Genomic DNA, 23,076 nt, shown 5'->3' on the forward strand with positions numbered 1-23,076 from the left:
CTGCTGCGACGGGCCCTCGGGCTTTCCGGCCCGGCCCGGTAGCTGGGCCGGGCCCGGGTCAGGACCTCAGCTCGGTCGGCGGGGTGCGCGCGGCGTCCATGTCGTCCACCCGCACCAGGCTGCCCCAGACGGCCATCCGGTAGCGCGAGGTGTAGACCGGCGTACAGGTCGTCAGGGTGATGTACCGTCCGGGCGCCTGGTAGCCCGAGCCCTTGGGGACGGGGGCGACGATGCCGGTGTCGTACTTGGACGTCTCCGCCAGGGTGCTGTCGACCCGGTAGACGTACCACTTGTCCCTGGTCTCGACGACGATCGCGGCGCCCCGGTGGACGGCGTCGAGGTCGTGGAACTTCGCCCCGTGGCCGTCCCGGTGGGCGGCCAGCGCGAAGTTCCCGGTGGCGTCCCAGGGCATCGCGGCCCGGTAGGGCTGCTCGTACACCCCGGCGACGCCCTCGGCCAGGGTGTCGGCGTCGGTGCCCATCCGGATCAGCACCTGGTAGCCCCGGCCCATCGCGGGCACGTGCAGGAAGCCGATCCCGTCGCCCGCCACGGGGGCCGGGCCGGTGCCGGTGCCGGTGCCGGGCGCAGCGGTGGGGCTCGGGGCGCCGGGGGCGGCCGGGGGGGCGTTGGTCGGCCCCGCCGCCCAGGCGCCGCGCAGCCGGTCGCCCGCCTGCGCCGCGGCGGCGTCGGCCTCCACGTTGGTCCACCAGAGCGAGTAGGAGACGAAGAGACCGAGCACCAGCCCCAGGGTGATCAGCAGTTCGCCGAGGACGCCGAGCGCGGCCAGCGCCCGGCCCCGTCGCCGACGGGCGGGCGCGGGCGGCGGGCCTGCCTGCGCCGTCTCGTCCTGGGTCACTCGTACTCCCCCTCGCGTGCTGTCCATCCGGTGCGGCGGCCGTCCGCCGCGGCCCGCCGGGGTTTGTCCGGCAGGCCCTAGCCGACCGTGAGGCCGGGCGGCTTGCCCTGGCTCCGCGGCCGCTCCTCGATCATCTTGCCAAAGAGGATCAGACGGGCCTTGGAACTGAACTCCGGCGTACAGGTGGTCAGGGTGATGTAGCGGCCCGCCTGGGTGTACCCGGAGCCGTTGGGCACCGGCTTGATCACGCTCACGTTGGACGGCGGGGTCTCCGGGATGCCGCCGGTGATCTCGTACGTGTAGTACGCGGTGGCGGTCTCCACCACGATCTTGTCGCCCTTGCCGAGCTGGTTGATGTGCCGGAACGGCTCGCCGTGGGTGTTGCGGTGCGCGGCCAGCGCGAAGTTGCCCGCCTTGTCGGCCGGCATGCCCGTCCCGGCGTAGTGCCCGACCAGGCCCTTGTCGAGCACCGCCGACTTGGACGTGCCCTCGGCGATCGGGAACTTGAGACCCAGCTTCGGCAGGTGGATGATCGCGAAGCCCTTGCCGGGCTCGAAGGTCTCCGGCTTCGCCGGGTCCGGCGCGGGCTGCCCGGCCGCGCCGGGTGCCGGCTGGGCCGCGTCGAACTGCTGCTCCAGCTGGTTGCGGGCACCGTCGGCGGCCGCGTCGGCCTGCACGTTGGTCCACCAGAGCTGGTAGGAGACGAAGAGCAGCATCACCAGGCCGAGCGTGATGCACAGCTCGCCGACGAGGCGGGCGACCACGACGGCGGGCGACTCCTTGGGCCGCGCCCGGCCCGTGGCCGCGCCGTCGGCCGCCCGGCGGCGCCCGCCGCCCGAGCGCACCGAGATCCGGCCCTGCGCGGCACGACGGCGTTCGGCCCGGCCGCCGAGCGGCGGGGGAGTGCCGTCGTCGGCGAGGGCCGGGAGCCGCAGCTGGAGGGTCTGGTCGGCCAGCCAGGGGTACTCGGGCTGCCCCGGGTGGGCCGGGTCGCCCGGAGCGGCCTGTCCGGCCTGCTCGTAGACGCTCCAGCCGTCCTCGGCACCACCGTGCTCCGGGTCGCCCGGTCCGAGCGGCTGCGCACCGTAGGGGTCGTACTGCTGGTACTGGCTCTCCGGCGGGTGCTGGCCCCGGCCGCCGTACTGCGGGGCAGGCTGCCGGTGCCGGCCGCCCGGGCCGGGCGCCCCGGCCCCGTGCGGATCCGCGCCCGCCTGGTATCGCCCCTCCGGACGCACCGCGGTCATGCCGCTCAGCCCCGGCCGATCACCGGGGCGAGCCCGGCCGAACGGCCGACGGCCTGCGGATCGCCGCACTCGGCCAGCCAGTTGGCGAGCATCCGGTGCCCGCCCTCGGTGAGGACCGACTCCGGGTGGAACTGGACGCCCTCGACCAGCAGCTCGCGGTGGCGCAGCCCCATGATCACGCCGCTCTCGGTCCGGGCGGTCACCACCAGCTCGTCCGGCACGGTGGCCGGCTCGACCGCCAGCGAGTGGTAGCGGGTCGCGGTGAGCGGCGAGGGCAGTCCCTCGAAGACGCCGCCGTCCTCGTGCTCCACCAGCGAGGTCTTGCCGTGCAGCAGCTCGGGCGCCCGGCCGACCACCGCGCCGTACGCGACCGCGATCGACTGCAGGCCCAGGCAGACACCGAAGACCGGCAGCCCGGTCCGCGCGCAGTGGTGGACCATCTCGACGCAGACCCCGGCCTCCTCGGGCGCACCGGGGCCGGGGGAGAGCAGCACCCCGTCGAAGCCCTCCGCGCCCGCGCGGCGCACCGCGTGCTCGACCGTCACCTCGTCGTTGCGCACCACCTCGCAGGTGGCGCCGAGCTGGTAGAGGTACTGGACCAGGTTGAAGACGAAGCTGTCGTAGTTGTCGACGACCAGGATGCGGGGCGAGGTCAGCTGGGGGGTCATTCGCGCGCTATCTCCGTGGGCTGCGGGGACTGGGAGGAGGAGCAGGGCCGCCGGGCTCAGCCGGCGGCGCCGCCGTCGCCGTCCACTGTGACGTCGCCGAAGGGGAGCAGCGGTTCCGCCCACGGGAAGACGTAGGTGAACAGGAGGTAGACCACCCCCAGGACGAGGAGCAGCGAGATGAGGGCCCGGACCAGGGGGTGCCCCGGAAGGTGTCGCCAGATCCAGCCGTACATGGTGCTCCCTCGACGCAACAGACTGGGGTCAAGAGTAGACCCGTGATCCGGGCGCGTGAGGCGCCCTTCCCCGGCAGCGCCCGCCCGTTGTGCTCCGGCGGCCCGCCCGGCGGGTCGCGGCGGCGGGCCGGAGCGGCGCCCGGACCGGTGGTCACCGGCCGGCTGTCACTGCCCCCCGGCCGAACCCAGGTCGACCGTGCCGGAGTAGCCGGGCACGCTGAGCTCGCCGCTCTCCTGCACCTTCCAGCCCAGCCCGTACGCCTGCACGTACTGCAGGTAGTTGCGGATCGTCGGGTCGGCGTCCACCGCGGACCGCAGCGCGTCCGTGCGCCCCACCGCCTTGACCACGTACGGCGGGGAGTAGACCCGGCCCTGGAGCAGCAGGGTGTTGCCCACGCAGCGGACCGCGCTGGTGGCGATCAGCCGCTGGTCCATCACCTGGACGCCCTCGGCGCCGCCCCGCCAGAGCGCGTTGACGACCGCCTGGATGTCCTGCTGGTGGATGACGAGGTCGTTGACGCCGGGCTCGGGCACCCCGGGGATGCGCGCGGTGGCGTTCGGCGGCGCGTCGTTGAGGGTGACGGTCAGTCCGGGCCCCTGCAGCGGTTCCAGGGCGGCGGCCTGCTGGAGGGCGGTCAGCCGGGCGGCGTCCGCGGGGCTGCGCCCCTGCTGGCCGGTGAGCGCCTGGGAACGCGCCTGGAGGTCGGCGAGCTGCTCCTGGGACTGCTGGTTCTGCGAGCTGCGCTGGCGTATCACGTCGCCGAGGCTCAGCAGCGAGTTGTCGGTCCGCAGATCGGTCCCGCGGGCGGTCTGCGCGCTGATGTAGAAGAGCAGGCCGGCGAGCGCGAAGACGGCGCAGGTCAGGGCACGGCCGACAATTCGGATGCCGGCGGCGCGAGAGCGGGCAGGCCGAGGAGGAATCGACAAATTAGGCACCGTACCCTTATCTCCTTCAGACCCGCCGAGCCACTACGCTAACGGACGCCGGTGGCATGTGCGGGACCGGTTCCCCTAACGTTCTCCACAGCCGCCACCCACCAGCCGCCCCACCCGCTGAACCCCTGCGCGGTCTCACAGCGCATCGACAGGAGAGCTCCTCGTGCCGAAGTCTCGACTCCGCAAGAAGTCCGATTACACCCCGCCGACGGTGGCAACGGTGAAAATCAGCTCGGGCCGAAGCTGGGTAGCCCCTCTGATGCTGGCACTGTTCCTGGTCGGTCTGGTCTGGATCGTCACCTATTACGTGACCAGTGGCACCTGGCCGGTCGAGAGCTGGGCCAACTGGAACATCCTGGTGGGCTTCGGCTTCATCGCAGCGGGATTCGGCGTCTCCACCCAGTGGAAGTGACGCCGGGGCCCAGGCCCTGAGCGTCTGCTCCGCCGCCCCGGCAGCGTTGTGCGGGGCGGCGCTGCGGTGTGTCCGGACACCGGACGGCGGTTATCCCGCTTATCGCGCTTATCCACATGGTTATCCACACTGGGGAAAAGTCTCCCCGGCCTGTGGATAACTCGCGTCCGGCGCGCTGTCCACACCCGTGCGCGCGCTCCCCCGAATGCCGAATACGCACAGCGGGACACGCGTAGAACAACAGTCCACAGCCCGGCTGGCGCACCGGCTGTGCACAACCCCCCACGCGCTGTGGACAAACGTCCGGGACGGTCACCCGCCGTAGCGGGCCGTCCCGACGAGGACCATCAGCAGCACCAGCCCGGCCACCCCCGCCACCGTCAGTGTCTGGACGACCGTCCGGCGCTCCCGCGGGGCGTACATCAGCCCGATCGCGGTCAGCGTGCCGGCGACCAGCCCGCCGATGTGCGCCCGCCAGTCGATGCCGGACACCGAGAAGGTGACGATCAGGTTGAAGACCAGCAGCGCGATCACCGGTCCCAGCGGCGTCCTGGTCTGCTTGTACATCACCACGGTCGCGCCGAGCAGGCCGAAGATGGCGCCGGACGCCCCCAGCGAGTTCATGAAGCCGCCGGCCAGCAGGAAGGCGAACGCACTGCCGGCCAGGCCGGACAGCAGGTAGACGGCCAGGAAGCGGATCCGGCCGAGCGCCGCCTCCAGCGAGGGACCGATCACCCAGAGCATCACCATGTTGGTGGCGATGTGCCACGGCGCGACGTGCAGGAAGGTCGCGGTCAGCAGCCGGTACCACTGGTCCGGCCCGGCCGCCACGCCGTACGGGAAGCCGGTGATCTGCGGGCCGACGCTGAACAGCGAGAGGTCCTCGGCCAGCCACGGCTCCAGCACGTAGGCGGCCAGCAGGAAGACCGCCAGGTTGAGTCCGAGCAGGACCTTGGTGACCAGCGCGCCGTCGGCGGCCGGCTTGCCGCCGAACCGCGTGGTCGCCTGCCGCACCTGCCGGTTGTCCCCGCTGACACACTCCGGACAGTGGAAGCCCACCGAGGCGTTCACCATGCATTTCGGGCAGATCGGCCGGCCGCACCGGGAGCAGCCGATACCGGTCTCCTGCTCCGGGTGCCGGTAGCAGCGGGACGCCCCGGCCCCGCCGCCCGGCCGCGGGTCCTCGTCCGTCGGCGGCCTGGACTCGTCCGGGAGCATCAGCGGTAACCCCTTCTCGTACGTCGGCGGCGCGGTCCCGCCGGCACCCGCCGTACGGGTGGCACCGGGATCGTCAGCGTACTGCGGCGGTCGGCGCCGAGCGATCTCCACCGGCCGGATCCGGTCCCCGGACGCCGGGCCGGGCGACCCGCCGCACCCCGCGTACGGCCCACTCCGGAGTGCTCTCAGACAAATCAACATGCATGATCAGCATTTAGGTGGATAAGTGCATATAGGACGCCACCAGGAGGAGAGACTCGTGACCCGTTTGGACTCAGCACGTGAGACGGCCGGCAAGACCCGGGAAACTCTCGCGCCCTACGCCGCCACCGCCAAGGAAACCGCGGCGCACCTCGCGGACGGCGCGAAGCAGCGGCTGGGGCCCGCTGTGGACGCCGTCGGGCCGAAGGCCTCCCAGGCGGCGCACAGCGCCCGTGTCCAGTACGCCAAGCACATCGCCCCGCAGTTCGAGCATGCCTTCGCCAGCCTTCCCCCGGAAGCCCAGAAGAACACCCTCAAGGCCCTCCACCGGGCTCAGGAGACCGCCCTGGCGGCCCGGCTCTCCGCTATGCGCGCCGCCGACCAGGCCCGCTCCACCGTGGTCCCCAAGGTCGCCCACGCGGTCGAGGAGGCCCGCGCCACCGTCACGCCCGTCGCGCTGGAGGCGCAGACCCGCGGCGCCGCCGCGCTGACCGCGCTGCAGGGCCACGTCACCTCGGCCGAGATCAGCGACCTGGCCGCCCGCAACGCCAGGAAGGAGCACCGCAACGGCTGGGCCACCGGCCTCGCCGTGGCGGGCGCCGTCGCCATCGGCAGCGGCATCCTGGTCTGGCAGTGGTGGCGGCACCAGGGCGACCCGGAGTGGCTCGTCGAGCCCACGACCGGGGCTCCCACCCCGGCGCCCGGCCCGGCCGAGGCCGCGGCCGCCCCGCGCCCCGGCGGCTCGCACGCCACGGGCGCCGGCACCGCGGACGGCACCGTGGACGCGGCCACCACCAGCCCGGTGAACGGCTCCACGGCCGAGACCGCGGCCGCGCCGGACGTCCCGACCGGGTCCGGCGCCGCCGAACCCGGCTCGTCCACCCCCGACGGGCCCGACCACGACGAGGACCGGCCCAAGCCGCACGACCCGCGCAAGCCGCACTGACCGGCCCGCACCCCCGCAGAACGCCGATCGGCCGCTGACCCGGATTCAGGTCAGCGGCCGATCGGCTGTTCGTCTGTGGAGCTTAGGAGACTCGAACTCCTGACATCTGCCTTGCAAAGGCAGCGCTCTACCAACTGAGCTAAAGCCCCTCGACGGCACCGCGTGTACCGCCGGGCACTAGCGTACCGGGTCCCGGCGCGAATCCCACGCCCCGTCCCCGCACTGGTGCCCGGCCGGTGCCGGAAGAGCCGGTCGGCCCGGTCGTCCGACCGGACCGACCGACCGGGGAGACGCGCTGCGGCGTCTCCGAAGATCGTCGATCGTCAGATCGTCCGGGCCCTCAGCGACCGGCCGGGACCGGGTCGGTGGCCTCGGTCCACAGGTCCTGCTCGGCGCGGTCCGCCTGGACCTGACGGTAGACAAAGAAGCCGCCGAGGGCGACCAGGGCGACCAGGAGAAGCTTCTTCACCGCGGGACCTCGTCCTTCTTGCGTATCGGACTCAACAGCCGTGCGCCGACCGGATTGGCCGGGCCGACGAGTCCATGGGTTCTTACGAGCACGAACGGGCTGCCGGGTGCCAGACTGCCCTTGCGGCCGATGATACACACCGGTGTCCCAATCGTGACCAGCCACCGCTGCCGCCAACCGACCCGTCCGGCCGGAGGATTGACGCCACACCTCCTGTCGTACGGTCGGCCTGCCGGTGAGCGGCCCCAGGACGCCCTCCGGACCGACCCGGACCGGTCACCGGCGGGGCGGCGTGACCACCACGGCGGTACCGGAGGCGAGGTCCACCCTGGTCCGCGGCGGAGCCCCCTCCCCCTCCTCGTCGCGCAGCATCAGCGTGCTGCGCCGCTCGTCCAGCTCGTGCTGCTTGCCCGCCGCGAACTGGGCGTGCAGCTGCTCGAAGCCGGTCGACGAGATCTGCCCCTCACGGCCCGTCCCCCGCCAGGGGATCCAGCGGGCCCGGCGCGCCCGCAGCGCCAGTTGATCGACGAAGGCGAGCACGACCAGCGCGCAGACCAGTCCGGGAATGCTCATCGCCCAGAACAGCGCCATACCGCCACCATCCCTCCACCCGCCCTCCCCCGGACAACCCCCGGGACGGGCCCGTGGTTCCCCGGTCCGGGCACGAAAACGCCGAAGGGCCCGGAGCGAGATCGCTCCGGGCCCTTCGCGGTGGTGGGCCTAACAGGACTTGAACCTGTGGCCTCTTCCTTATCAGGGAAGCGCTCTAACCGTCTGAGCTATAGGCCCTTGCCGCACTGAAAGATTAGCGGACCGACGGCCGATCTCCCAAATCCTGATCGGCACCGGCCCCGGCGGCAGTCCGCTGGTGGGAAGCGGTGGGGCGGCGGAGCAGCCACTCCTCACGGGTGGCCGGGAGGTGGGCCGCCCCCTCGGGACCGGTGCGCACGGCGAGGATCTGGTTGATCCCGATCCGGTTCTCCTCGAAGGCGAGCGCCGAGGCCGCCATGTACAGCCGCCAGACCCGGGCCCGGCCGCGGCCGACCAGGCGGACCGCCTCCGTCCAGTGCGCCTCCAGGTTGGCCACCCACTCGCGCAGCGTCAGCCCGTAGTGCTCGCGCAGCGACTCCACGTCGCGGACCTCGAAGCCGGCCTCCTCCAGCCGGGCCACGGTGGAACCGACCGGGGAGAGCTCGCCGTCCGGGAAGACATAGCGGTCGATGAACGGGCTGGGGCGGTGCGGCTCGCCCGGGTGGTCCGGGCGGCGGGCGATCTGGTGGTTGAGCAGCCGGCCACCGGGCACCAGCAGGCCGTACAGGTTGTCGGCGTAGACCCGGTACTGCTCGGAGCCGACGTGCTCGGCCATGCCGACGCTGGAGATGGCGTCGAACGGGCCGTCCGGGATCTCCCGGTAGTCCTGCAGCCGGATCTCGATCCGGTCGGCCAGGCCGGCCTCCTCGACCCGCCGGCGGGCGAGCGCGACCTGCTCCTCGGAGATGGAGACGCCGACCGCGGTGACGCCGTAGTGCCGCGCGGCGTGCAGCACCAGTGAGCCCCAGCCGCAGCCGACGTCCAGCAGGCGCATCCCCGGCCGCAGGCCGAGCTTGCGGCAGATCAGGTCGAGCTTGGCCTCCTGGGCGGCCTCCAGGCTCTTGGCGGCCGGCTCCCAGTAGGCGCAGGAGTACACCATCGAGGAGCCCAGGACGAGCCCGTAGAAGTCGTTGCCGACGTCGTAGTGGTGGCTGATCGCCGCGCGGTCCCGGCTGCGGCTGTGCACCCGGCCCCGGACGGACCCGGCCTCCTCCGGCGGCGGGGCGGGCTGCGGGCCGAGCGCACCCGCCCGGAGCAGCGCCCCCAGCACCCGGCGGCCCCGGGGGCCGACCACGTCGCCGGGGCCCAGCGCCAGCTGCCGGATCTCGGGGCGCTCGGCGAGGTGCGCGACGACCGTCAGCACCTCGTAGAGGTCGGCGCCCGGGGCGAGCTCCAGGTCCCCCGACACGTAGGCCCGGGCCAGGCCCAGCTCACCCGGCTGCCAGAGCAGCCGGCGCAGCGCCCGCCGGTTGCGCAGCACCACCGTGGGCGCCCCCGGCGGCCCGGCGGCACTGCCGTCCCACACCTGCACCCGCAGCGGTACCGGGACCCCCAGCAGCCCTTCCAGGGCCTCGACCAGTTGCCTTGCGAGCTGAGCCATCGCGCGCCTCCGTCCAGCCGTACCTGCACAGCCGTACCCGCCCCGGCCGGTCGGACCGGGGGGCGGGCCTGCGGCACTCGGTGACTCGGCACGAGCGCGCCCAGCTAATCCCACCGCGGCGGACGCCCGACGGGGCGGCACGCCGCGGGGACCGGCTGTCACCCGAAATGCCGACGGGCCCCGAAGGCTGCAACAGCCGTCGGGGCCCGCACATTCCGTCCGCGGACGACGATGTGACCGGGGGTCAGACCCGGTCCGGCGCGGCCGGGGTCAGTCCTCCTCGGCCAGGGTCAGCTCGATGCCACCGGTGAAGCCGGCGGCCGCGTTGTAGATGAACGCCGAGAGCGTGGAGAGCGCGGTCAGCAGCACGACGTCGACCACCGCGATCAGCGAGGTGAAGGTCATCACCTTGCCGAACCCGACGTAGTCCATCAGGTTGATGCCGCTGTTGGGCGCCTCGCCGGCGGTGACCTCCTTGAGGGTCTTGCCGAGCGAGTCGAACACCCCGAGCGAGTCCAGCGTCATCCACAGGACGGCCGCCGCCACGATGATGATGATCCCGACCGCCAGCGACAGCAGGAAGCTCACCTTCATCACCGACCACGGGTCGGCCTTGGTGATCCGCAGCCGGGCCTTGCGGGTCCGGCCGAGGCCGGCGCCCCCGACGGCCGGCGCCGCGCCGGGCCGGCGCGGGGCGCCGCCCGGGACGGGCGTCCCGCCGGGCGGGGTGTTGCCGCCCACCCGGGTGCCCCGGGGCGGTGTCGGCTGCCCCTTGGCGTACGTGGTCGGCTGCGAGAACCCGCTACCGCCCGGCGCCGGCGCTCCCGGCGGCGGAGGGGTCGGCTGCCCGCCGTACGTCGCCCCGCCCTGACCCGCCGCACCGACCGGTGGCATCAGCGAGGTGGACGCGGCGGGGTGCTCGGCCGGCGGCTGCGGCACCCCGTAGCCCCCGCCGCCCTGTGCTGCGCCCGGACGGCCGCCGGTGGCTCCTCCCGCAGCACCCGTGGCTCCACTCACTGGTCCTCCCGCACTTCCCACCAGGGCGGCGGCGCCGCCCTGCGTCGTCACTCGTCATCCAGCACCCGGCGGGATTGCCCGGAACTGGTCGGCGGCCGGCGCCGCCGCGCCCGTGTTCGGACGCAACGGCACCAGCCTGCGCGGTAGGGGTCAGGCCTGGGCTTCCTCGCCGCCCGCCACCGTCTCCGTACCCTCGGCCACCTCGGTGGACTCGGCGTCGGACGCCTCGTCCTCCAACAGCTCCTCGCCCTCGGCCTCCGCGTTGCGGGCCATGCCCACCACCGCGTCGCGCTTTCCGAGGTTGATCAGTTGGACGCCCATGGTGTCACGTCCGGTTTCACGAACCTCGGAAACCCTCGTGCGGATCACCCCGCCCGACAGGGTGATCGCCATGATCTCGTCGCTGTCGTCCACCACCAGGGCGCCGACCAGCGATCCGCGGCCCTCGACGATCTTCGCCGCCTTGGTGCCGAAACCGCCGCGCCCCTGGACACGGTACTCGTCCACCCCGGTGCGCTTGGCGTAGCCACCGTCGGTGGCGGTGAAGACGTACGTCCCCGGCCGGACCACGTTCATCGACAGCAGTTCGTCGTCCTCGCGGAAGGACATGCCCTTGACGCCGGAGGTGGCGCGGCCGGTGGGCCGCAGCGCGTCGTCGGTCGCGGTGAAGCGGATCGACTGGGCCTTGCGGGAGACCAGCAGCAGGTCGTCCTCGGCGGAGACCAGCTCGGCGCCGATCAGCTCGTCGTCCCGGCCCTCCTCGTCCTGGCGCAGGTTGATCGCGATCAGGCCGCCGGAGCGGGGCGAGTCGTAGTCCTTGAGCGCGGACTTCTTCACCAGACCGGCCCGGGTGGCGAGCACGAGGTACGGCTTGTCCTCGTAGGTGCGCACCGCCATCACCTGGGTGATGTGCTCCTCCGGCTGGAAGGCCAGCAGGTTGGCCACGTGCTGGCCGCGGGCGTCCCGGCCGGCGTCCGGCAGCTCGTAGCCCTTGGCCCGGTAGACCCGGCCCTTGTTGGTGAAGAACAGGATCCAGTTGTGGGTCGTCGTCACGAAGAAGTGGTCGACGATGTCGTCCTGCTTGAGCTGCGCACCGCGCACGCCCTTGCCGCCGCGCTTCTGCGAGCGGTAGAGGTCGGAGCGGGTCCGCTTGACGTAGCCGCCACGGGTGATCGTGACGACGATGTCCTCCTCGGCGATGAGGTCCTCGATGGAGAGGTCGCCGTCGGAGGGGATGAGGGTGGAGCGCCGCTCGTCGCCGTACTTCTCGACGATCGCGGTCAGCTCCTCGGAGATGATCTCGCGCTGACGGCCCGGGGAGGCCAGGATCGCGTTGTACTCGTCGATCTTGCGCTGCAGCTCGTCGTGCTCGTCCATGATCCGCTGGCGCTCCAGGGCGGCCAGGCGGCGCAGCTGCATCTCCAGGATCGCGTTGGCCTGGAGCTCGTCGATGGCGAGCAGCTCCATCAGGCCGCTGCGGGCGGCGTCGGCGCTGGCCGAGGCCCGGATCAGCGCGATGACCTCGTCGATCATGTCCAGGGCGCGCAGCAGGGCGCGCAGGATGTGCGCCCGCTCCTCGGCCTTGCGCAGCCGGAAGGTGGTGCGCCGGACGATGACGTCGACCTGGTGGTTGACCCAGTGCCGGATGAAGGCGTCGAGCGAGAGCGTGCGCGGCACGCCGTCGACCAGCGCCAGCATGTTGGCGCCGAAGTTGGTCTGCAGGTCGGTGTGCTTGTAGAGGTTGTTCAGCACGACCTTGGCGACGGCGTCCCGCTTGAGCACGATGACCAGGCGCTGGCCGGTGCGCGAGGAGGACTCGTCGCGGACGTCGGCGATGCCGGCGACCTTGCCGTCCTTGACCAGGTCGGCGATCTTCAGCGCGAGGTTGTCCGGGTTGACCTGGTAGGGCAGCTCGGTGATCACCAGGCACTGGCGGCCCTGGATCTCCTCCACCTCGACCACCGCGCGCATGGTGATCGAGCCGCGCCCGGTGCGGTACGCCTCCTCGATCCCGCGGCGGCCGACGATCAGCGCGCCGGTCGGGAAGTCCGGGCCCTTGATCCGCTCGATCAGGGCCTCCAGCAGCTCCTCGTTGGAGGCCTCCGGGTGCTCCAGCGCCCAGAGCGCGCCGGAGGCGACCTCGCGCAGGTTGTGCGGCGGGATGTTGGTGGCCATGCCGACCGCGATGCCGGTGGCACCGTTGACCAGCAGGTTGGGGATGCGCGCGGGCAGGACGGTGGGCTCCTGCGAGCGGCCGTCGTAGTTGGCGGCGAAGTCGACGGTCTCCTCGTCGATGTCGCGCATCATCTCCATGGCCAGCGGCATCAGCTTGCACTCGGTGTAGCGCATGGCCGCGGCCGGGTCGTTGCCCGGCGAGCCGAAGTTGCCGTTGCCGTCCACCAGCGGCATCCGCAGCGACCACGGCTGGGCCAGGCGGACCACGGTGTCGTAGATCGAGGTGTCACCGTGCGGGTGGTAGTTGCCCATGACGTCGCCGACGACGCGGGCGCACTTGTAGTAGCCCTTCTCGGGGCGGTACCCGCCGTCGTACATGGCGTAGAGCACGCGCCGGTGCACCGGCTTGAGGCCGTCGCGGACCTCGGGCAGCGCACGGCTGACGATCACGCTCATCGCGTAGTCGAGGTACGAGCGCTGCATCTCGGTCTCGAGCTCGATCGGCTCGACCCGGGACACGAAGGTGTCGGTGGCGGTGCTGGCGTCCGGCTGCTCGCCGTCGGGACGGTTGTCGTCGACCACTGGTGGTCAGTTTCCTTTCACGCGTGACTGGACTGTGCTGGCAGGGGCGGGCCCCGTCACACGTCCAGGAAGCGGACGTCCTTGGCGTTGCGCTGGATGAAGGAGCGGCGGGCCTCGACGTCCTCGCCCATCAGGACGGAGAAGAGGTCGTCGGCGCGGGCCGCGTCCTCCAGGGTGATCTGCTGGAGCAGGCGGTGGGCCTGGTCCATGGTGGTCACCCGCAGTTCCTCGGCGTTCATCTCGCCGAGACCCTTGAAGCGCTGGATCGCGTCGTCCTTGGGCAGCCGGCGACCGGCCGCGACGCCCGCCGCGATGGTGGCGTCGCGCTCGCGGTCGGAGTACACGTAGTCGAAGTCGTCCTTGCTCCACTTGATCTTGTACAGCGGGGGCATGGCGAGGTAGACGTAGCCGGACTCGACCAGCGGCCGCATGAAGCGGAACAGCAGGGTGAGCAGCAGGGTGCGGATGTGCTGCCCGTCGACGTCGGCGTCCGCCATCAGGACGATCTTGTGATAGCGCAGCTTGGACTCGTCGTAGTCCTCCTGGATGCCGCAGCCGAAGGCCGAGATCAGCGCCTGGACCTCGGTGTTCTGCAGCACCTTGTCGATCCGGGCCTTCTCGACGTTCAGGATCTTGCCGCGGATCGGGAGGATCGCCTGGATGCGCGGGTCACGGCCCTGCTTGGCGGAGCCGCCGGCGGAGTCGCCCTCGACGATGAAGATCTCGCACTCGGCCGGGTCCTTGGACTGGCAGTCGCTCAGCTTGCCGGGCAGCGAGGCGGACTCCAGCAGGCCCTTGCGGCGGGTCAGGTCCCGCGCCTTCCGGGCGGCCACGCGCGCGGTGGCGGCCTGGATGGACTTGCGGATGATGTCCGAGGCCTCGTTCGGGTTGCGGTCCAGCCAGTCGTTCAGCTGCTCGTGGACCACCCGCTGGACGAAGGTCTTCGCCTCGGTGTTGCCCAGCTTGTCCTTGGTCTGGCCCTCGAACTGCGGCTCGCCGAGCTTGACCGAGATGATCGCGGTCAGACCCTCGCGGATGTCCTCGCCGGAGAGGTTGTCGTCCTTCTCACGGAGCAGCTTCTTGTCCCGCGCGTAGCGGTTGACCAGGCCGGTCAGCGCCGCGCGGAAGCCCTCTTCGTGGGTACCGCCGCCGTGGGTGTGGATGGTGTTGGCGAACGAGTAGACCCCCTCGGTGTACGAGGAGTTCCACTGCATCGCGACCTCCACGGAGATCGTCTTCTCCTTGTCCTCCGCCTCGAAGTCGATCACCGAGGGGTGGATCACGTCGCCCTTGCGGGAGTTGAGGTGGGCGACGAAGTCGGCGATGCCGCCGTCGTACCGGTACGTGACGGAGAGCGGGTTGCCCTCCTCGTCCGCGTGCTCCGGCCGCTCGTCGGTCAGCGAGATGGTCAGGCCCTTGTTGAGGAACGCCATCTCCTGGAAGCGCCGGGAGAGCGTCTCGAAGGAGTAGACCGTGGTCTCGAAGATGTCCGGGTCGGCCCAGAACGTGACGGTGGTGCCGGTCCGCTCGGTCGGCTCCCCCTTCACCAGGGCGGCGGTCGGCGCGCCCATCTTGTATTCCTGGGTCCAGAGGTGCCCGTCCCGGTGGATCTCCACCGCGAGGCGGGTGGACAGGGCGTTCACCACCGAGACGCCGACGCCGTGCAGGCCGCCGGAGACGGCGTAGCCGCCGCCGCCGAACTTGCCGCCCGCGTGCAGGACGGTGAGCACGACCTCGACGGCCGGCTTCTCCTGGCCGGGGACGATGTCCACCGGGATGCCTCGGCCGTTGTCGACGACGCGGACCGCGCCGTCGGCGAGGAGCGTGACGTCGATGGTGTCGGCGTACCCGGCCATCGCCTCGTCGACGGAGTTGTCCACGACCTCCTGCACCAGGTGATGCAGGCCACGCTCACCGGTCGAGCCGATGTACATGCCGGGGCGCTTGCGGACGGCGTCGAGGCCCTCCAGCACCTGGATGTTGCTTCCGGTGTAGGTGCTCTCGGCCGCCTGCTCGGTCTGGTCTGGGGTCTGGCTGGGGTTGCCGGAATCGGCCACGAAGCGCCCTCTCTGGCACAGCACGGGCCGCATCCCCGCCCCGTGCGGGCGAGCGTGCGACCACGGCGTTTCGACTCGGTTGCCACTAGCAACAGTGTTTGGCTCTCAGTCTACCGGTAGGACTGACAGAGATGGGCTTTTGGCAGCCCCTGAGGGCAGATACGCCGCCCTGATCCCCTCTGCACATGTCCCGATACTCGCCCCGGGGGCACAGAGCGCCTGGAAGGGCCGTCAGGGGTTCCGGAAGATTCCGGTCCGCTCGACCTCGGGCACCCGCGGTCACCCCCAGGTGTCGCCCGGCCCCTTGCTCCCCGGCGCGCGCAGCCGGCCGTAGCCGCGGGCCGGCGCGGCCGGCCCCAGCACCTTGATCGTCTTGACCGTGCCGCGACCCAGCTCGTGATTCAGACGTGCCACCAATTGCCTTGCCAGCCACCGCAGTTGAGTGGCCCACGCGGTGGAGTCGCACTGCACGGTGAGCACCGCGGCCGCGTCGTCGTAGGAGGTGGGCTCGCAGTGCGCCGAGATGTCGGGGCCGACGATCTGCGCCCAACGGCCCATCACCCCGCCGACCGCCGCCGAGGACTCCCACCCGCGCTCGGTCAGCAGCCGGTTCAGCGCCGCCCCCAGCGGCACCGGGTCACGGCCGTCCGAGCGCGCCCCGCTGCGCAGCCCGTACCGCTTCGCCTCGCGCTTCTCCCGGACCTGCTCGCCCCGCTGGCGGGCCTGCGCCCGGGCCGCCCGCAGCGCCGAGCGGGCCAGGTCGGCGCCGGTCGGTGCCGGGCCGCCCGGCTGCCCGGCCTCCGGCTGGTCGGCGGCCGGTGGGAGGGCGGTGAGCGGGAGGGTGGTCAGTGGGAGGGCACCCGGCTGAGGGGTCTTCCCGGTCGGATCGCTCATGGCGATCTCCTTTCCCCAGCCTGTGGACAACGGTCGCGGCTACGCGCCGGTGAGCCGTCCAGCGTACGGGAGCGGACGGGGACGGGGGCACGCCGGACGGCGGGTCGAAGGGGCGGCAGGTGTGGAGGTGCGGTGGAGGAACGGGGCGCGCGGCCGCCGTCCGTCAGGCGTCGACCCGGCGGACCGCGCCGTCGGCCACCGAGTACCGGGCCCCGGCCAGGGCCTTCGGCACGTCCTCCGCGACCGCCGCGGTGACCAGGACCTGCTCGCCGGCCGCGACCAGCTCGGCCAGCCGGTCGCGGCGGGTGGCGTCCAGCTCGGCGAAGACGTCGTCGAGGATCAGCACCGGTTCGCCGCCGTCGGCGCGCAGCAGCTCGTAGGAGGCCAGCCGCAGCGCCAGCGCGAACGACCAGGACTCGCCGTGGCTGGCGTAGCCCTTGGCCGGCAGCGGCCCGAGCCGCAGGCCCAGCTCGTCGCGGTGCGGCCCGACCAGCGTCAGACCGCGCTCGACCTCCTGCTTGCGGGCCGCCCGCAGGGCCTGGAGCAGCTGCTCCTCGGCCTGCTCGCGGCTGGTCGGCAGCTCGCCCTCGAAGGAGCTGCGGTACTCCAGCACGGTCTCGCCGCCGGCGGGCGCGAGCTGCCCGTACGCGGCCGTCACCAGCGGTTGCAGGGAGGCGACCAGCTGGATCCGGAAGGCGGTCAGCTCGGCTCCGGCACGTGCCAGGTGGCCGTCCCAGACCTCCAGGGTGGAGAGGTCCGCGCCCTTGCCGCCGCCGGAGCGGCGGGCCATCGCGGCGGTCTTCAGCAGGGCGTTGCGCTGCTTCAGCACCCGCTCGTAGTCCTGCCGGACGCCGGCCAGCCGGGGCGCCCGGGCGGTCAGCAGCTCGTCCAGGAAGCGCCGGCGCTCGCCCGGGTCGCCCTTGACCAGGCTGAGGTCCTCGGGGGCGAACAGCACGGTGCGCAGCAGGCCCAGGACGTCCCTGGGCCGGACGTTGTCGGAGCGGTTGATCCGGGCGCGGTTGGCCTTGCCCGGGGTGATCTCCAGTTCGACCAGGGTGCTGCGGCTCCCGGCCACCACCGAGGTGCGGATCACCGCCCGCTCGGCGCCGAGCCGGATCAGCGGGGCGTCGGTGGCCACCCGGTGGCTGCCCAGGGTGGCGATGTAGCCGATCGCCTCGACCAAATTGGTCTTGCCCTGGCCGTTGGGCCCGACGAACGCCGTCACGCCCGGGTCGAGGGGAACCTCGGCCCGGGCGTAGGAACGGAAGTCGGCGAGCGACAGATGCGCGACGTGCATGGCTGTGGACTGCGCTCGCCTTCTGTGGACGTCCCGGGTGGGGCGGACTACTTCGACTCGACCGCGTGGCCGCCGAACTGGTTGCGCAGCGCGGCGATCATCTTCATCTGCGGCGAGTCGTCCTGGCGGGAGGCGAACCGGGCGAAGAGCGAGGCGGTGATCGCGGGCAGCGGCACGGCGTGGTCGATCGCGGCCTCGACCGTCCAGCGGCCCTCGCCGGAGTCGGCGGCCCAGCCCTTGAGCTTGGCCAGGTGCTCGTCGTCGTCCAGCGCGCGAACGGCGAGGTCCAGCAGCCAGGAGCGGATGACCGTGCCCTCCTGCCAGCTGCGGAAGACCTCGCGCACGTCGGTGACCTCGGGGGCCGCCTCCAGCAGCTCCCAGCCCTCGGCGAAGGCCTGCATCATCGCGTACTCGATGCCGTTGTGGACCATCTTGGCGAAGTGGCCGGCGCCGACCGCGCCCGCGTGCACCGAGCCGAAGTCGCCCTCGGGCTTGAGGGCGTCGAAGACCGGCTTCGCCTTGGCGACGTGCTCGGCGTCGCCGCCGTACATCAGCGCGTAGCCGTTCTCCAGGCCCCAGACGCCGCCGGAGACGCCGCAGTCGACGAAGCCGATGCCCTTGGCGGCCAGCGACTCGGCGTGCTTGATGTCGTCCGTCCAGCGCGAGTTCCCGCCGTCCACGACCACGTCGCCGGGGGAGAGCAGCTCGGCGAGCTCGTCCACGGTCGCCTGGGTGGCGGCCCCGGCCGGAACCATGACCCAGACCACGCGCGGGCCCTGGAGCTTGGTCACGAGCTCCTGGAGGCTCTCGACATCGGAGATGTCGGGGTTGCGGTCGTAACCGATGACGGTGTGGCCGGCGCGGCGGATCCGCTCGCGCATGTTGCCGCCCATCTTGCCGAGACCGATGAGGCCGAGCTCCATGACCAAGTCCTTACCTGGGGTGACGTGCCTGCCTGCGGCGCCGTTGCCGCGCTGCCCTGAGCCTACGCGCTGAAGCGCGAGGGCCTCCCCGTGGTCGGGCCGACCGGGGGAGGCCTTCCACAGGCTGGACGCCCGGGCTGTGGACAGCCCGGGCGACGCGCGCTCGTGACACCGGCGGGGCGGCCGGAGCCGCCCCGGGCGGTCGGTCAGCCGGAGAGGCGGACCGGCATGATCAGGTACTGGTAGGCCTCGTCGGCCTCGGTGTCCACCGAGGCCTTGCCGCTGAGCAGCGCCGGCTTGGTCGGCGTGGTGAAGCTCAGCTGGGCGTAGGCGGAGTCGATGGCCTTGAGGCCCTCCTCCAGGTAGCCCGGGTTGAAGGCGATCGAGATGTCGTCGCCCTCCAGGTCCGCGTCGATCCGCTCGGTGGCCTGGGCGTCGTCGCCCGAACCGGCCTCCAGCGTCAGCACGCCCTGCTCGAAGTTGAGCCGGACCGGGGTGTTGCGCTCGGCGACCAGCGAGACGCGCTTGAGCGCCTCCAGGAAGGGCTGGGTCTGGATCGCGGCGACGGCGCTGAACTCCGTCGGGAAGAGGCTGCGGAACTTGGGGAACTCGCCCTCCAGCAGCCGGGTGGTGGTCCGGCGGCCGGCGCCCTCGAAGCCGATCAGGCCCTCGCCCGCGCCGCCCGAGGACAGCGCGATCGAGACGGTGTCGCCGCTGCCCAGGGACTTGGCGATGTCCTGCAGCGTCTTGGCGGGGACCAGCGCGACCGCCGAGATGTCCGGCTGCTCGGGCTTCCACAGCAGCTCGCGGACGGCGAAGCGGTAGCGGTCGGTGGCGGCCAGGGTGATCCGGTCGCCCTCGATCTCGACCCGCACACCGGTGAGCACCGGGAGGGTGTCGTCGCGGCCGGCGGCCACCGCGGCCTGGCTGACCGCCGAGGCGAACACGTCACCGGAGACGGTGCCGGTCGCGGTCGGCATCTGGGGCAGGGCCGGGTACTCGTCCACCGGCAGGGTGGGGAGGGTGAACCGGGAGCTGCCGCAGACCACGCTGACCCGCTGGCCGTCGGTGGAGATCTCCACAGGCCTGTTGGGAAGGTTGCGCGAGATGTCGTTCAGCAGCCGGCCGGAGACCAGCACGGTGCCGGCCTCCTCGACGTCCGCCTCCAGCTCGACCCGGGCCGAGACCTCGTAGTCGAAGCCGGACAGCGCCAGGCTGCCCTCCTGCGCCGTCAGCAGCAGGCCGGCCAGCACCGGCACCGGCGGCCGTGCCGGGAGGCTGCGGGCAGCCCAGGCCACCGCCTCCGCGAGGACGTCACGCTCCACCCGGAACTTCACCGGTAACCGCCTCCTGGATCGAGCGCTCCCGCTCGCAAAGTCTGGTTGGTCTGATCTTGGTCGTCGGTGCGGTGGGCCGCCGAGCTCTGCCACTCCGCATCCAGTCGCAGAGGACAGTCTGACGTACTCCACCGACAGACGGGGCAGACGGGCGGAAGCAGGCCGAACAGATGTCGGGGAGCGGTTGTCCACAGATTTCGGCCCCACCTGCTTTCAAGCCCTTCAACTGGTCTATAGGTGTAGTGGTAGTAGTAGGGCCTGTGGAAACCGTGGATAACCCTGTTCGTGCAGGTCAGGCCCGGTTTTTTGTCCACAGGAGGTGTGGACGGCGGCTGTGGACGAACAGGGCCCGCTGTGGACAGCGGAGCGTTACCCACAGGGCACGTTGGGTATCCACAGGTTATCCCCAGCGCTGTCCCCAGATCCGGGCCCGGTTATCCACGGGGGCCGGTCAACATTTCGTGACGCCTTTCACACCAGGGCATGAACGCAGGCCTACGGTTGTCGAACTGTGGACGTGGCTGTGGACAACCTGGGGATAACCGCCGCCACCCTGGGGACAACCGGTGGACAACTCGAATGGCCCACTGACGGCCCGCCAATTGTCCACAGCCTGTGGATAACTGTTGTGCACAAGTCCACAGGCACCTGACCTGCGCGGAAGAGCGTAGCGGCGCGCGGCCTGTGGAGGAATTCTGGATAACTCGCGGGCCGGTGGCCTGTGGACGGTGGAGAACCGGCTCCGCCTGTGGACAACGGCCCTGCGCGCCCGGGGTGTTCGAATCACCGGTCAGATGTTCGGCGCGGGCGGCGGACTGGCGGAGCGTCCGTCGGGGCATTCCTGCCCAGCCGATCGGCGACGCACACCTCCGGATATGCCGAAAGGGCGTCAGGATCGCTCCTGACGCCCTCGCAGGGGTGTGGACGGCCCGTCCGGCCGGTCCGGCTAGCTCTTGATGCGGTTGGTCAGTTCGGTGACCTGGTTGTAGATCGAGCGCCGCTCGGCCATCAGCGACCGGATCTTGCGGTCGGCGTGCATCACCGTGGTGTGGTCGCGGCCGCCGAACTGCGCGCCGATCTTCGGCAACGAGAGGTCGGTCAGCTCCCGGCAGAGGTACATGGCGATCTGGCGCGCCGTCACCAGCACCCGGCTGCGGGAGGATCCGCAGAGGTCGTCCACGCCCAACCCGAAGTAGGCGGCGGTCTGCTGCATGATGACCTGCGCGGTGATCTCCGGTCCGGCGTCCTCGTCCCCGCCGGGGATGAGGTCCTTGAGGACGATGCCGGCCAACTCCAGGTCCACCGGCGCCCGGTTGAGGTTGGCGAAGGCGGTGACCCGGATCAGGGCGCCCTCCAACTCCCGGATGTTGCGGGTGATCCTGGACGCGATGAACTCCAACACGTCCGCCGGGGCGTTGAGTTGCTCCTGGATCGCCTTCTTGCGCAGGATCGCGATCCGGGTCTCCAGCTCCGGCGGGGTGACGTCGGTGATCAGCCCCCACTCGAAGCGGTTGCGCAGCCGGTCCTCCAGCGTGATCAGCTGCTTGGGCGGCCGGTCGGACGAGAGGACGATCTGCTTGTTCGCGTTGTGCAGGGTGTTGAAGGTGTGGAAGAACTCCTCCTGCGTGGACTCCTTGCTCGCCAGGAACTGCACGTCGTCCACGAGCAGGATGTCCATGTCCCGGTACCGCTTGCGGAACGCGTCCGCCTTGCCGTCCCGGATCGAGTTGATGAACTCGTTGGTGAACTCCTCCGACGACACGTAGCGCACCCGGGTGCCCGGGAAGAGGCTGCGCGAGTAGTGCCCGATGGCGTGCAGCAGGTGGGTCTTGCCCAGCCCGGACTCGCCGTAGATGAAGAGCGGGTTGTACGCCTTGGCCGGGGCCTCGGCGACGGCCACCGCCGCCGCGTGCGCGAAGCGGTTGCTCGCGCCGATGACGAAGGTGTCGAAGAGGTACTTGGGGTTCAGCCGGGCCGCGGGCTCGTCCTTGCGGGAGCCGCCGGCCGGGGGAGCGCCGGGCGGGGCCGGCACGCCGGGGACGGCCGGGCGGTCGGTGGCGCGCTCGGGGCCGGGCTTCTCCGCGGGTCGGCCGGGGGCCGGGCGCCCGCCGGGACCGCGCCGGGCACCGCCGGTCCGCGGGTGCTCGCCGGGGCCGGGGCCGTAGGCGCCGCCGAAGAGGTCGCCCTGGGTGGTCGACGAGGGGCCGTGCGTCGGGCGGGGAGCCGGGCGCTGGGCGGGCGGCTCCTGCTCGGGGTAGCCGGAACCGTGCTCGGGATAGCCCTGGTGGCTCTGGTGACCCTGGTGGCTCTGGTGGCTCTCCCAGGGCTGGTTCTGCGGCGGGGCGCCGTAGCCGCCGCCCGGCGGCCGGCCCGAGCCGTACGCCGGGGCCTGGTGCTCCTGGTAGCCGCCGCCGTCGTCGTACCGGTCGTGCTCGTAGCCGGACTCGGAGTCGTAGCGGCGCTCGTAGCCCTGGTGCCCGTAGTCGCCGCCGTCGTCGCGCTGGTACGGCTCGCCGGCCGGCGGCTCGTCCTGCGCGGGCGCGGGGGTGGTGGGGACGGCGTTGGCGTCGACCATCACCGCGATCCGGACCGGGCGGCTGAGTTCGCGGCTGAGCGCCTCGGTCAGCTGGGGCAGCAGTCGCCCCTCCAGCACCTGCTTGGCCCGCTCGTTGGGGGTCGCCAGCAGGGCGGTGTCGTGCATCATCCACATCGGCTGGGTGCGCTGCACCCACTGCTTGTCCATCTCCCCGACGTCCGGGTCGCTGACCAGCCGCTCGACGACTCTCGCCCAGACCGGGACGAGGTCGCTGTTGACATCAGCCACTGGTGCACGCTTTCTCGGTTCCCCGCGGCTCCAGCAGGGGTGGTGGATCAAGAGACTGTGGATCTGTGTCCGTTGACGAAGAACAAAACCAGACAAGTCCTGCAACGGTAGTCAGCGAACAGAGCCGGATCAAGTCGTTGTCCACAGGCTGTGGGCGACGGGGGCCGTGAGCGCGGCCCGGGGCGTCCGTCGTGAAGGGCTGGTTTGACCCTCGCGCCCCGTCCCGCGTACCGTAACCAGGTCGAGTTGTCGATGGCCGCTGCCGCATGTCCGCGGGTCCACCCGCTCCATAAGGCGCGCAGCACGGGCGCCGTGGATTGCCCTGAACCCCAGCCGAACTGGGAGGACGGGTCGGATTTCCGTATCAGGGGAGATCACGCGGACGCACGGTGACGGCCAAGCGACTTCCCGTCATCCTACGATTCACCTCAGGAGCCCCCGAGTGAGCAAGCGCACCTTCCAGCCGAACAACCGTCGCCGCGCGAAGACCCACGGCTTCCGGCTGCGTATGCGTACCCGCGCCGGCCGTGCCATCCTGGCCGCCCGCCGTGGCAAGGGCCGCAGCGCCATCTCCGCCTGATCCGCGCCAGAGTCTG

General features: G+C 71.8%; 20 protein-coding genes and 2 tRNA genes. 3 read left to right on the forward strand and 19 right to left on the reverse strand.

All coding sequences use genetic code 11. The features are described from left to right. Nucleotides 1-58: 58 nt before the first annotated feature. The 5 genes from ABZ497_RS17030 to ABZ497_RS17050 all read right to left on the reverse strand — a co-directional run bounded on the left by ABZ497_RS17030 (nucleotide 59) and on the right by ABZ497_RS17050 (nucleotide 3,928). On the reverse strand, nucleotides 59-856 hold the full coding sequence (locus ABZ497_RS17030; RefSeq protein ID WP_359805898.1) for a class E sortase: 798 nt from the start codon (nucleotides 854-856) through the stop codon (nucleotides 59-61). A gap of 77 nt (nucleotides 857-933) precedes the next feature. Then, nucleotides 934-2,100, reverse strand: coding sequence for a class E sortase (locus tag ABZ497_RS17035; protein WP_359805901.1), 1,167 nt, complete (start codon nucleotides 2,098-2,100; stop codon nucleotides 934-936). 5 nt (nucleotides 2,101-2,105) lie between these two features. Then, on the reverse strand, nucleotides 2,106-2,768 hold the full coding sequence (locus ABZ497_RS17040) for an aminodeoxychorismate/anthranilate synthase component II (protein ID WP_359805904.1): 663 nt from the start codon (nucleotides 2,766-2,768) through the stop codon (nucleotides 2,106-2,108). A gap of 56 nt (nucleotides 2,769-2,824) precedes the next feature. Continuing rightward, complete coding sequence (locus tag ABZ497_RS17045; protein WP_329488814.1) at nucleotides 2,825-3,001, reverse strand: hypothetical protein; 177 nt, start codon at nucleotides 2,999-3,001, stop codon at nucleotides 2,825-2,827. A gap of 165 nt (nucleotides 3,002-3,166) precedes the next feature. Further along, the gene (locus ABZ497_RS17050; protein ID WP_329488813.1) at nucleotides 3,167-3,928 is read right to left on the reverse strand and encodes a DUF881 domain-containing protein; all 762 of its coding nucleotides are present in this window, start codon (nucleotides 3,926-3,928) and stop codon (nucleotides 3,167-3,169) included. Between the two features lie 172 nt (nucleotides 3,929-4,100). Between ABZ497_RS17050 and crgA the strand changes: the two genes are divergently transcribed. After that, nucleotides 4,101-4,349: a cell division protein CrgA gene (crgA, locus tag ABZ497_RS17055; protein ID WP_329488811.1), complete on the forward strand. Its 249-nt coding sequence runs from the start codon at nucleotides 4,101-4,103 to the stop codon at nucleotides 4,347-4,349. Nucleotides 4,350-4,661: 312 nt separating this feature from the next. On the opposite strand, the gene ABZ497_RS17060 is transcribed toward crgA, so the two are convergent. Continuing rightward, nucleotides 4,662-5,567: a rhomboid family intramembrane serine protease gene (locus ABZ497_RS17060; RefSeq protein ID WP_359805907.1), complete on the reverse strand. Its 906-nt coding sequence runs from the start codon at nucleotides 5,565-5,567 to the stop codon at nucleotides 4,662-4,664. Nucleotides 5,568-5,826: 259 nt separating this feature from the next. On the opposite strand from ABZ497_RS17060, the gene ABZ497_RS17065 reads away from it, so the two are divergent. Further along, nucleotides 5,827-6,714 carry a DUF5324 family protein gene (locus ABZ497_RS17065; RefSeq protein WP_359805909.1) on the forward strand — a complete coding sequence of 296 codons (888 nt, stop codon included), beginning with the start codon at nucleotides 5,827-5,829 and terminating at the stop codon, nucleotides 6,712-6,714. Nucleotides 6,715-6,790: 76 nt separating this feature from the next. Here ABZ497_RS17065 and ABZ497_RS17070 read toward each other — a convergent pair. The 13 genes from ABZ497_RS17070 to dnaA all read right to left on the reverse strand — a co-directional run bounded on the left by ABZ497_RS17070 (nucleotide 6,791) and on the right by dnaA (nucleotide 22,480). Continuing rightward, nucleotides 6,791-6,863 (reverse strand) — tRNA-Ala (locus tag ABZ497_RS17070). 191 nt (nucleotides 6,864-7,054) lie between these two features. Next, nucleotides 7,055-7,183 carry a DLW-39 family protein gene (locus ABZ497_RS17075; protein ID WP_014137031.1) on the reverse strand — a complete coding sequence of 43 codons (129 nt, stop codon included), beginning with the start codon at nucleotides 7,181-7,183 and terminating at the stop codon, nucleotides 7,055-7,057. Between the two features lie 276 nt (nucleotides 7,184-7,459). Further along, nucleotides 7,460-7,774 carry a DUF6191 domain-containing protein gene (locus ABZ497_RS17080; protein ID WP_329488808.1) on the reverse strand — a complete coding sequence of 105 codons (315 nt, stop codon included), beginning with the start codon at nucleotides 7,772-7,774 and terminating at the stop codon, nucleotides 7,460-7,462. A gap of 121 nt (nucleotides 7,775-7,895) precedes the next feature. After that, nucleotides 7,896-7,972: transfer RNA gene (locus tag ABZ497_RS17085), tRNA-Ile, on the reverse strand. Nucleotides 7,973-7,988: 16 nt separating this feature from the next. Continuing rightward, on the reverse strand, nucleotides 7,989-9,374 hold the full coding sequence (locus tag ABZ497_RS17090; RefSeq protein WP_359805911.1) for a cyclopropane-fatty-acyl-phospholipid synthase family protein: 1,386 nt from the start codon (nucleotides 9,372-9,374) through the stop codon (nucleotides 7,989-7,991). Nucleotides 9,375-9,644: 270 nt separating this feature from the next. Next, a complete protein-coding gene (locus tag ABZ497_RS17095; RefSeq protein WP_329488806.1) occupies nucleotides 9,645-10,391 on the reverse strand; it encodes a DUF3566 domain-containing protein in 747 nt (248 codons plus the stop codon). Nucleotides 10,392-10,541: 150 nt separating this feature from the next. Further along, entirely contained in the window at nucleotides 10,542-13,085 is a 2,544-nt protein-coding gene (gyrA, locus tag ABZ497_RS17100; protein WP_329492178.1) for a DNA gyrase subunit A, read from the reverse strand. Between the two features lie 119 nt (nucleotides 13,086-13,204). Then, nucleotides 13,205-15,229 (reverse strand): DNA topoisomerase (ATP-hydrolyzing) subunit B, encoded by a 2,025-nt coding sequence (gene gyrB / locus ABZ497_RS17105; RefSeq protein WP_359805915.1) that lies wholly within the window; start codon nucleotides 15,227-15,229, stop codon nucleotides 13,205-13,207. A 255-nt stretch (nucleotides 15,230-15,484) separates the two neighbouring features. Then, nucleotides 15,485-16,099: a DciA family protein gene (locus ABZ497_RS17110; protein WP_359805917.1), complete on the reverse strand. Its 615-nt coding sequence runs from the start codon at nucleotides 16,097-16,099 to the stop codon at nucleotides 15,485-15,487. Nucleotides 16,100-16,262: 163 nt separating this feature from the next. After that, the gene (gene recF, locus ABZ497_RS17115; RefSeq protein ID WP_359805919.1) at nucleotides 16,263-17,396 is read right to left on the reverse strand and encodes a DNA replication/repair protein RecF; all 1,134 of its coding nucleotides are present in this window, start codon (nucleotides 17,394-17,396) and stop codon (nucleotides 16,263-16,265) included. Nucleotides 17,397-17,443: 47 nt separating this feature from the next. Beyond that, nucleotides 17,444-18,319, reverse strand: a complete 876-nt coding sequence (gene gnd, locus ABZ497_RS17120; RefSeq protein ID WP_329488802.1) for a phosphogluconate dehydrogenase (NAD(+)-dependent, decarboxylating) — start codon at nucleotides 18,317-18,319, stop codon at nucleotides 17,444-17,446. A 206-nt stretch (nucleotides 18,320-18,525) separates the two neighbouring features. After that, entirely contained in the window at nucleotides 18,526-19,656 is a 1,131-nt protein-coding gene (gene dnaN, locus ABZ497_RS17125; protein WP_329488801.1) for a DNA polymerase III subunit beta, read from the reverse strand. A gap of 946 nt (nucleotides 19,657-20,602) precedes the next feature. Further along, complete coding sequence (gene dnaA / locus ABZ497_RS17130) at nucleotides 20,603-22,480, reverse strand: chromosomal replication initiator protein DnaA (RefSeq protein ID WP_359805922.1); 1,878 nt, start codon at nucleotides 22,478-22,480, stop codon at nucleotides 20,603-20,605. A 442-nt stretch (nucleotides 22,481-22,922) separates the two neighbouring features. Here dnaA and rpmH point away from each other — a divergent pair, with 442 nt between their 5' ends. After that, on the forward strand, nucleotides 22,923-23,060 hold the full coding sequence (rpmH, locus tag ABZ497_RS17135) for a 50S ribosomal protein L34 (protein ID WP_148643823.1): 138 nt from the start codon (nucleotides 22,923-22,925) through the stop codon (nucleotides 23,058-23,060). Nucleotides 23,061-23,076 lie beyond the last annotated feature (16 nt).

The organism is Kitasatospora sp. NPDC005751 (assembly GCF_040630835.1).
Classification (GTDB): domain Bacteria; phylum Actinomycetota; class Actinomycetes; order Streptomycetales; family Streptomycetaceae; genus Kitasatospora.

What these genes read in the sequence shown, in the direction of transcription:
- ABZ497_RS17040 (WP_359805904.1), bottom strand. Translation starts at nt 2,768, where the DNA reads ATGACCCCCCAGCTGACCTCGCCCCGCATCCTGGTCGTCGACAACTAC.
- recF (WP_359805919.1), bottom strand. Translation starts at nt 17,396, where the DNA reads ATGCACGTCGCGCATCTGTCGCTCGCCGACTTCCGTTCCTACGCCCGG.
- gnd (WP_329488802.1), bottom strand. Translation starts at nt 18,319, where the DNA reads ATGGAGCTCGGCCTCATCGGTCTCGGCAAGATGGGCGGCAACATGCGC.
- ABZ497_RS17080 (WP_329488808.1), bottom strand. Translation starts at nt 7,774, where the DNA reads ATGGCGCTGTTCTGGGCGATGAGCATTCCCGGACTGGTCTGCGCGCTG.
- ABZ497_RS17090 (WP_359805911.1), bottom strand. Translation starts at nt 9,374, where the DNA reads ATGGCTCAGCTCGCAAGGCAACTGGTCGAGGCCCTGGAAGGGCTGCTG.
- ABZ497_RS17060 (WP_359805907.1), bottom strand. Translation starts at nt 5,567, where the DNA reads ATGCTCCCGGACGAGTCCAGGCCGCCGACGGACGAGGACCCGCGGCCG.
- ABZ497_RS17045 (WP_329488814.1), bottom strand. Translation starts at nt 3,001, where the DNA reads ATGTACGGCTGGATCTGGCGACACCTTCCGGGGCACCCCCTGGTCCGG.
- ABZ497_RS17110 (WP_359805917.1), bottom strand. Translation starts at nt 16,099, where the DNA reads ATGAGCGATCCGACCGGGAAGACCCCTCAGCCGGGTGCCCTCCCACTG.
- ABZ497_RS17035 (WP_359805901.1), bottom strand. Translation starts at nt 2,100, where the DNA reads ATGACCGCGGTGCGTCCGGAGGGGCGATACCAGGCGGGCGCGGATCCG.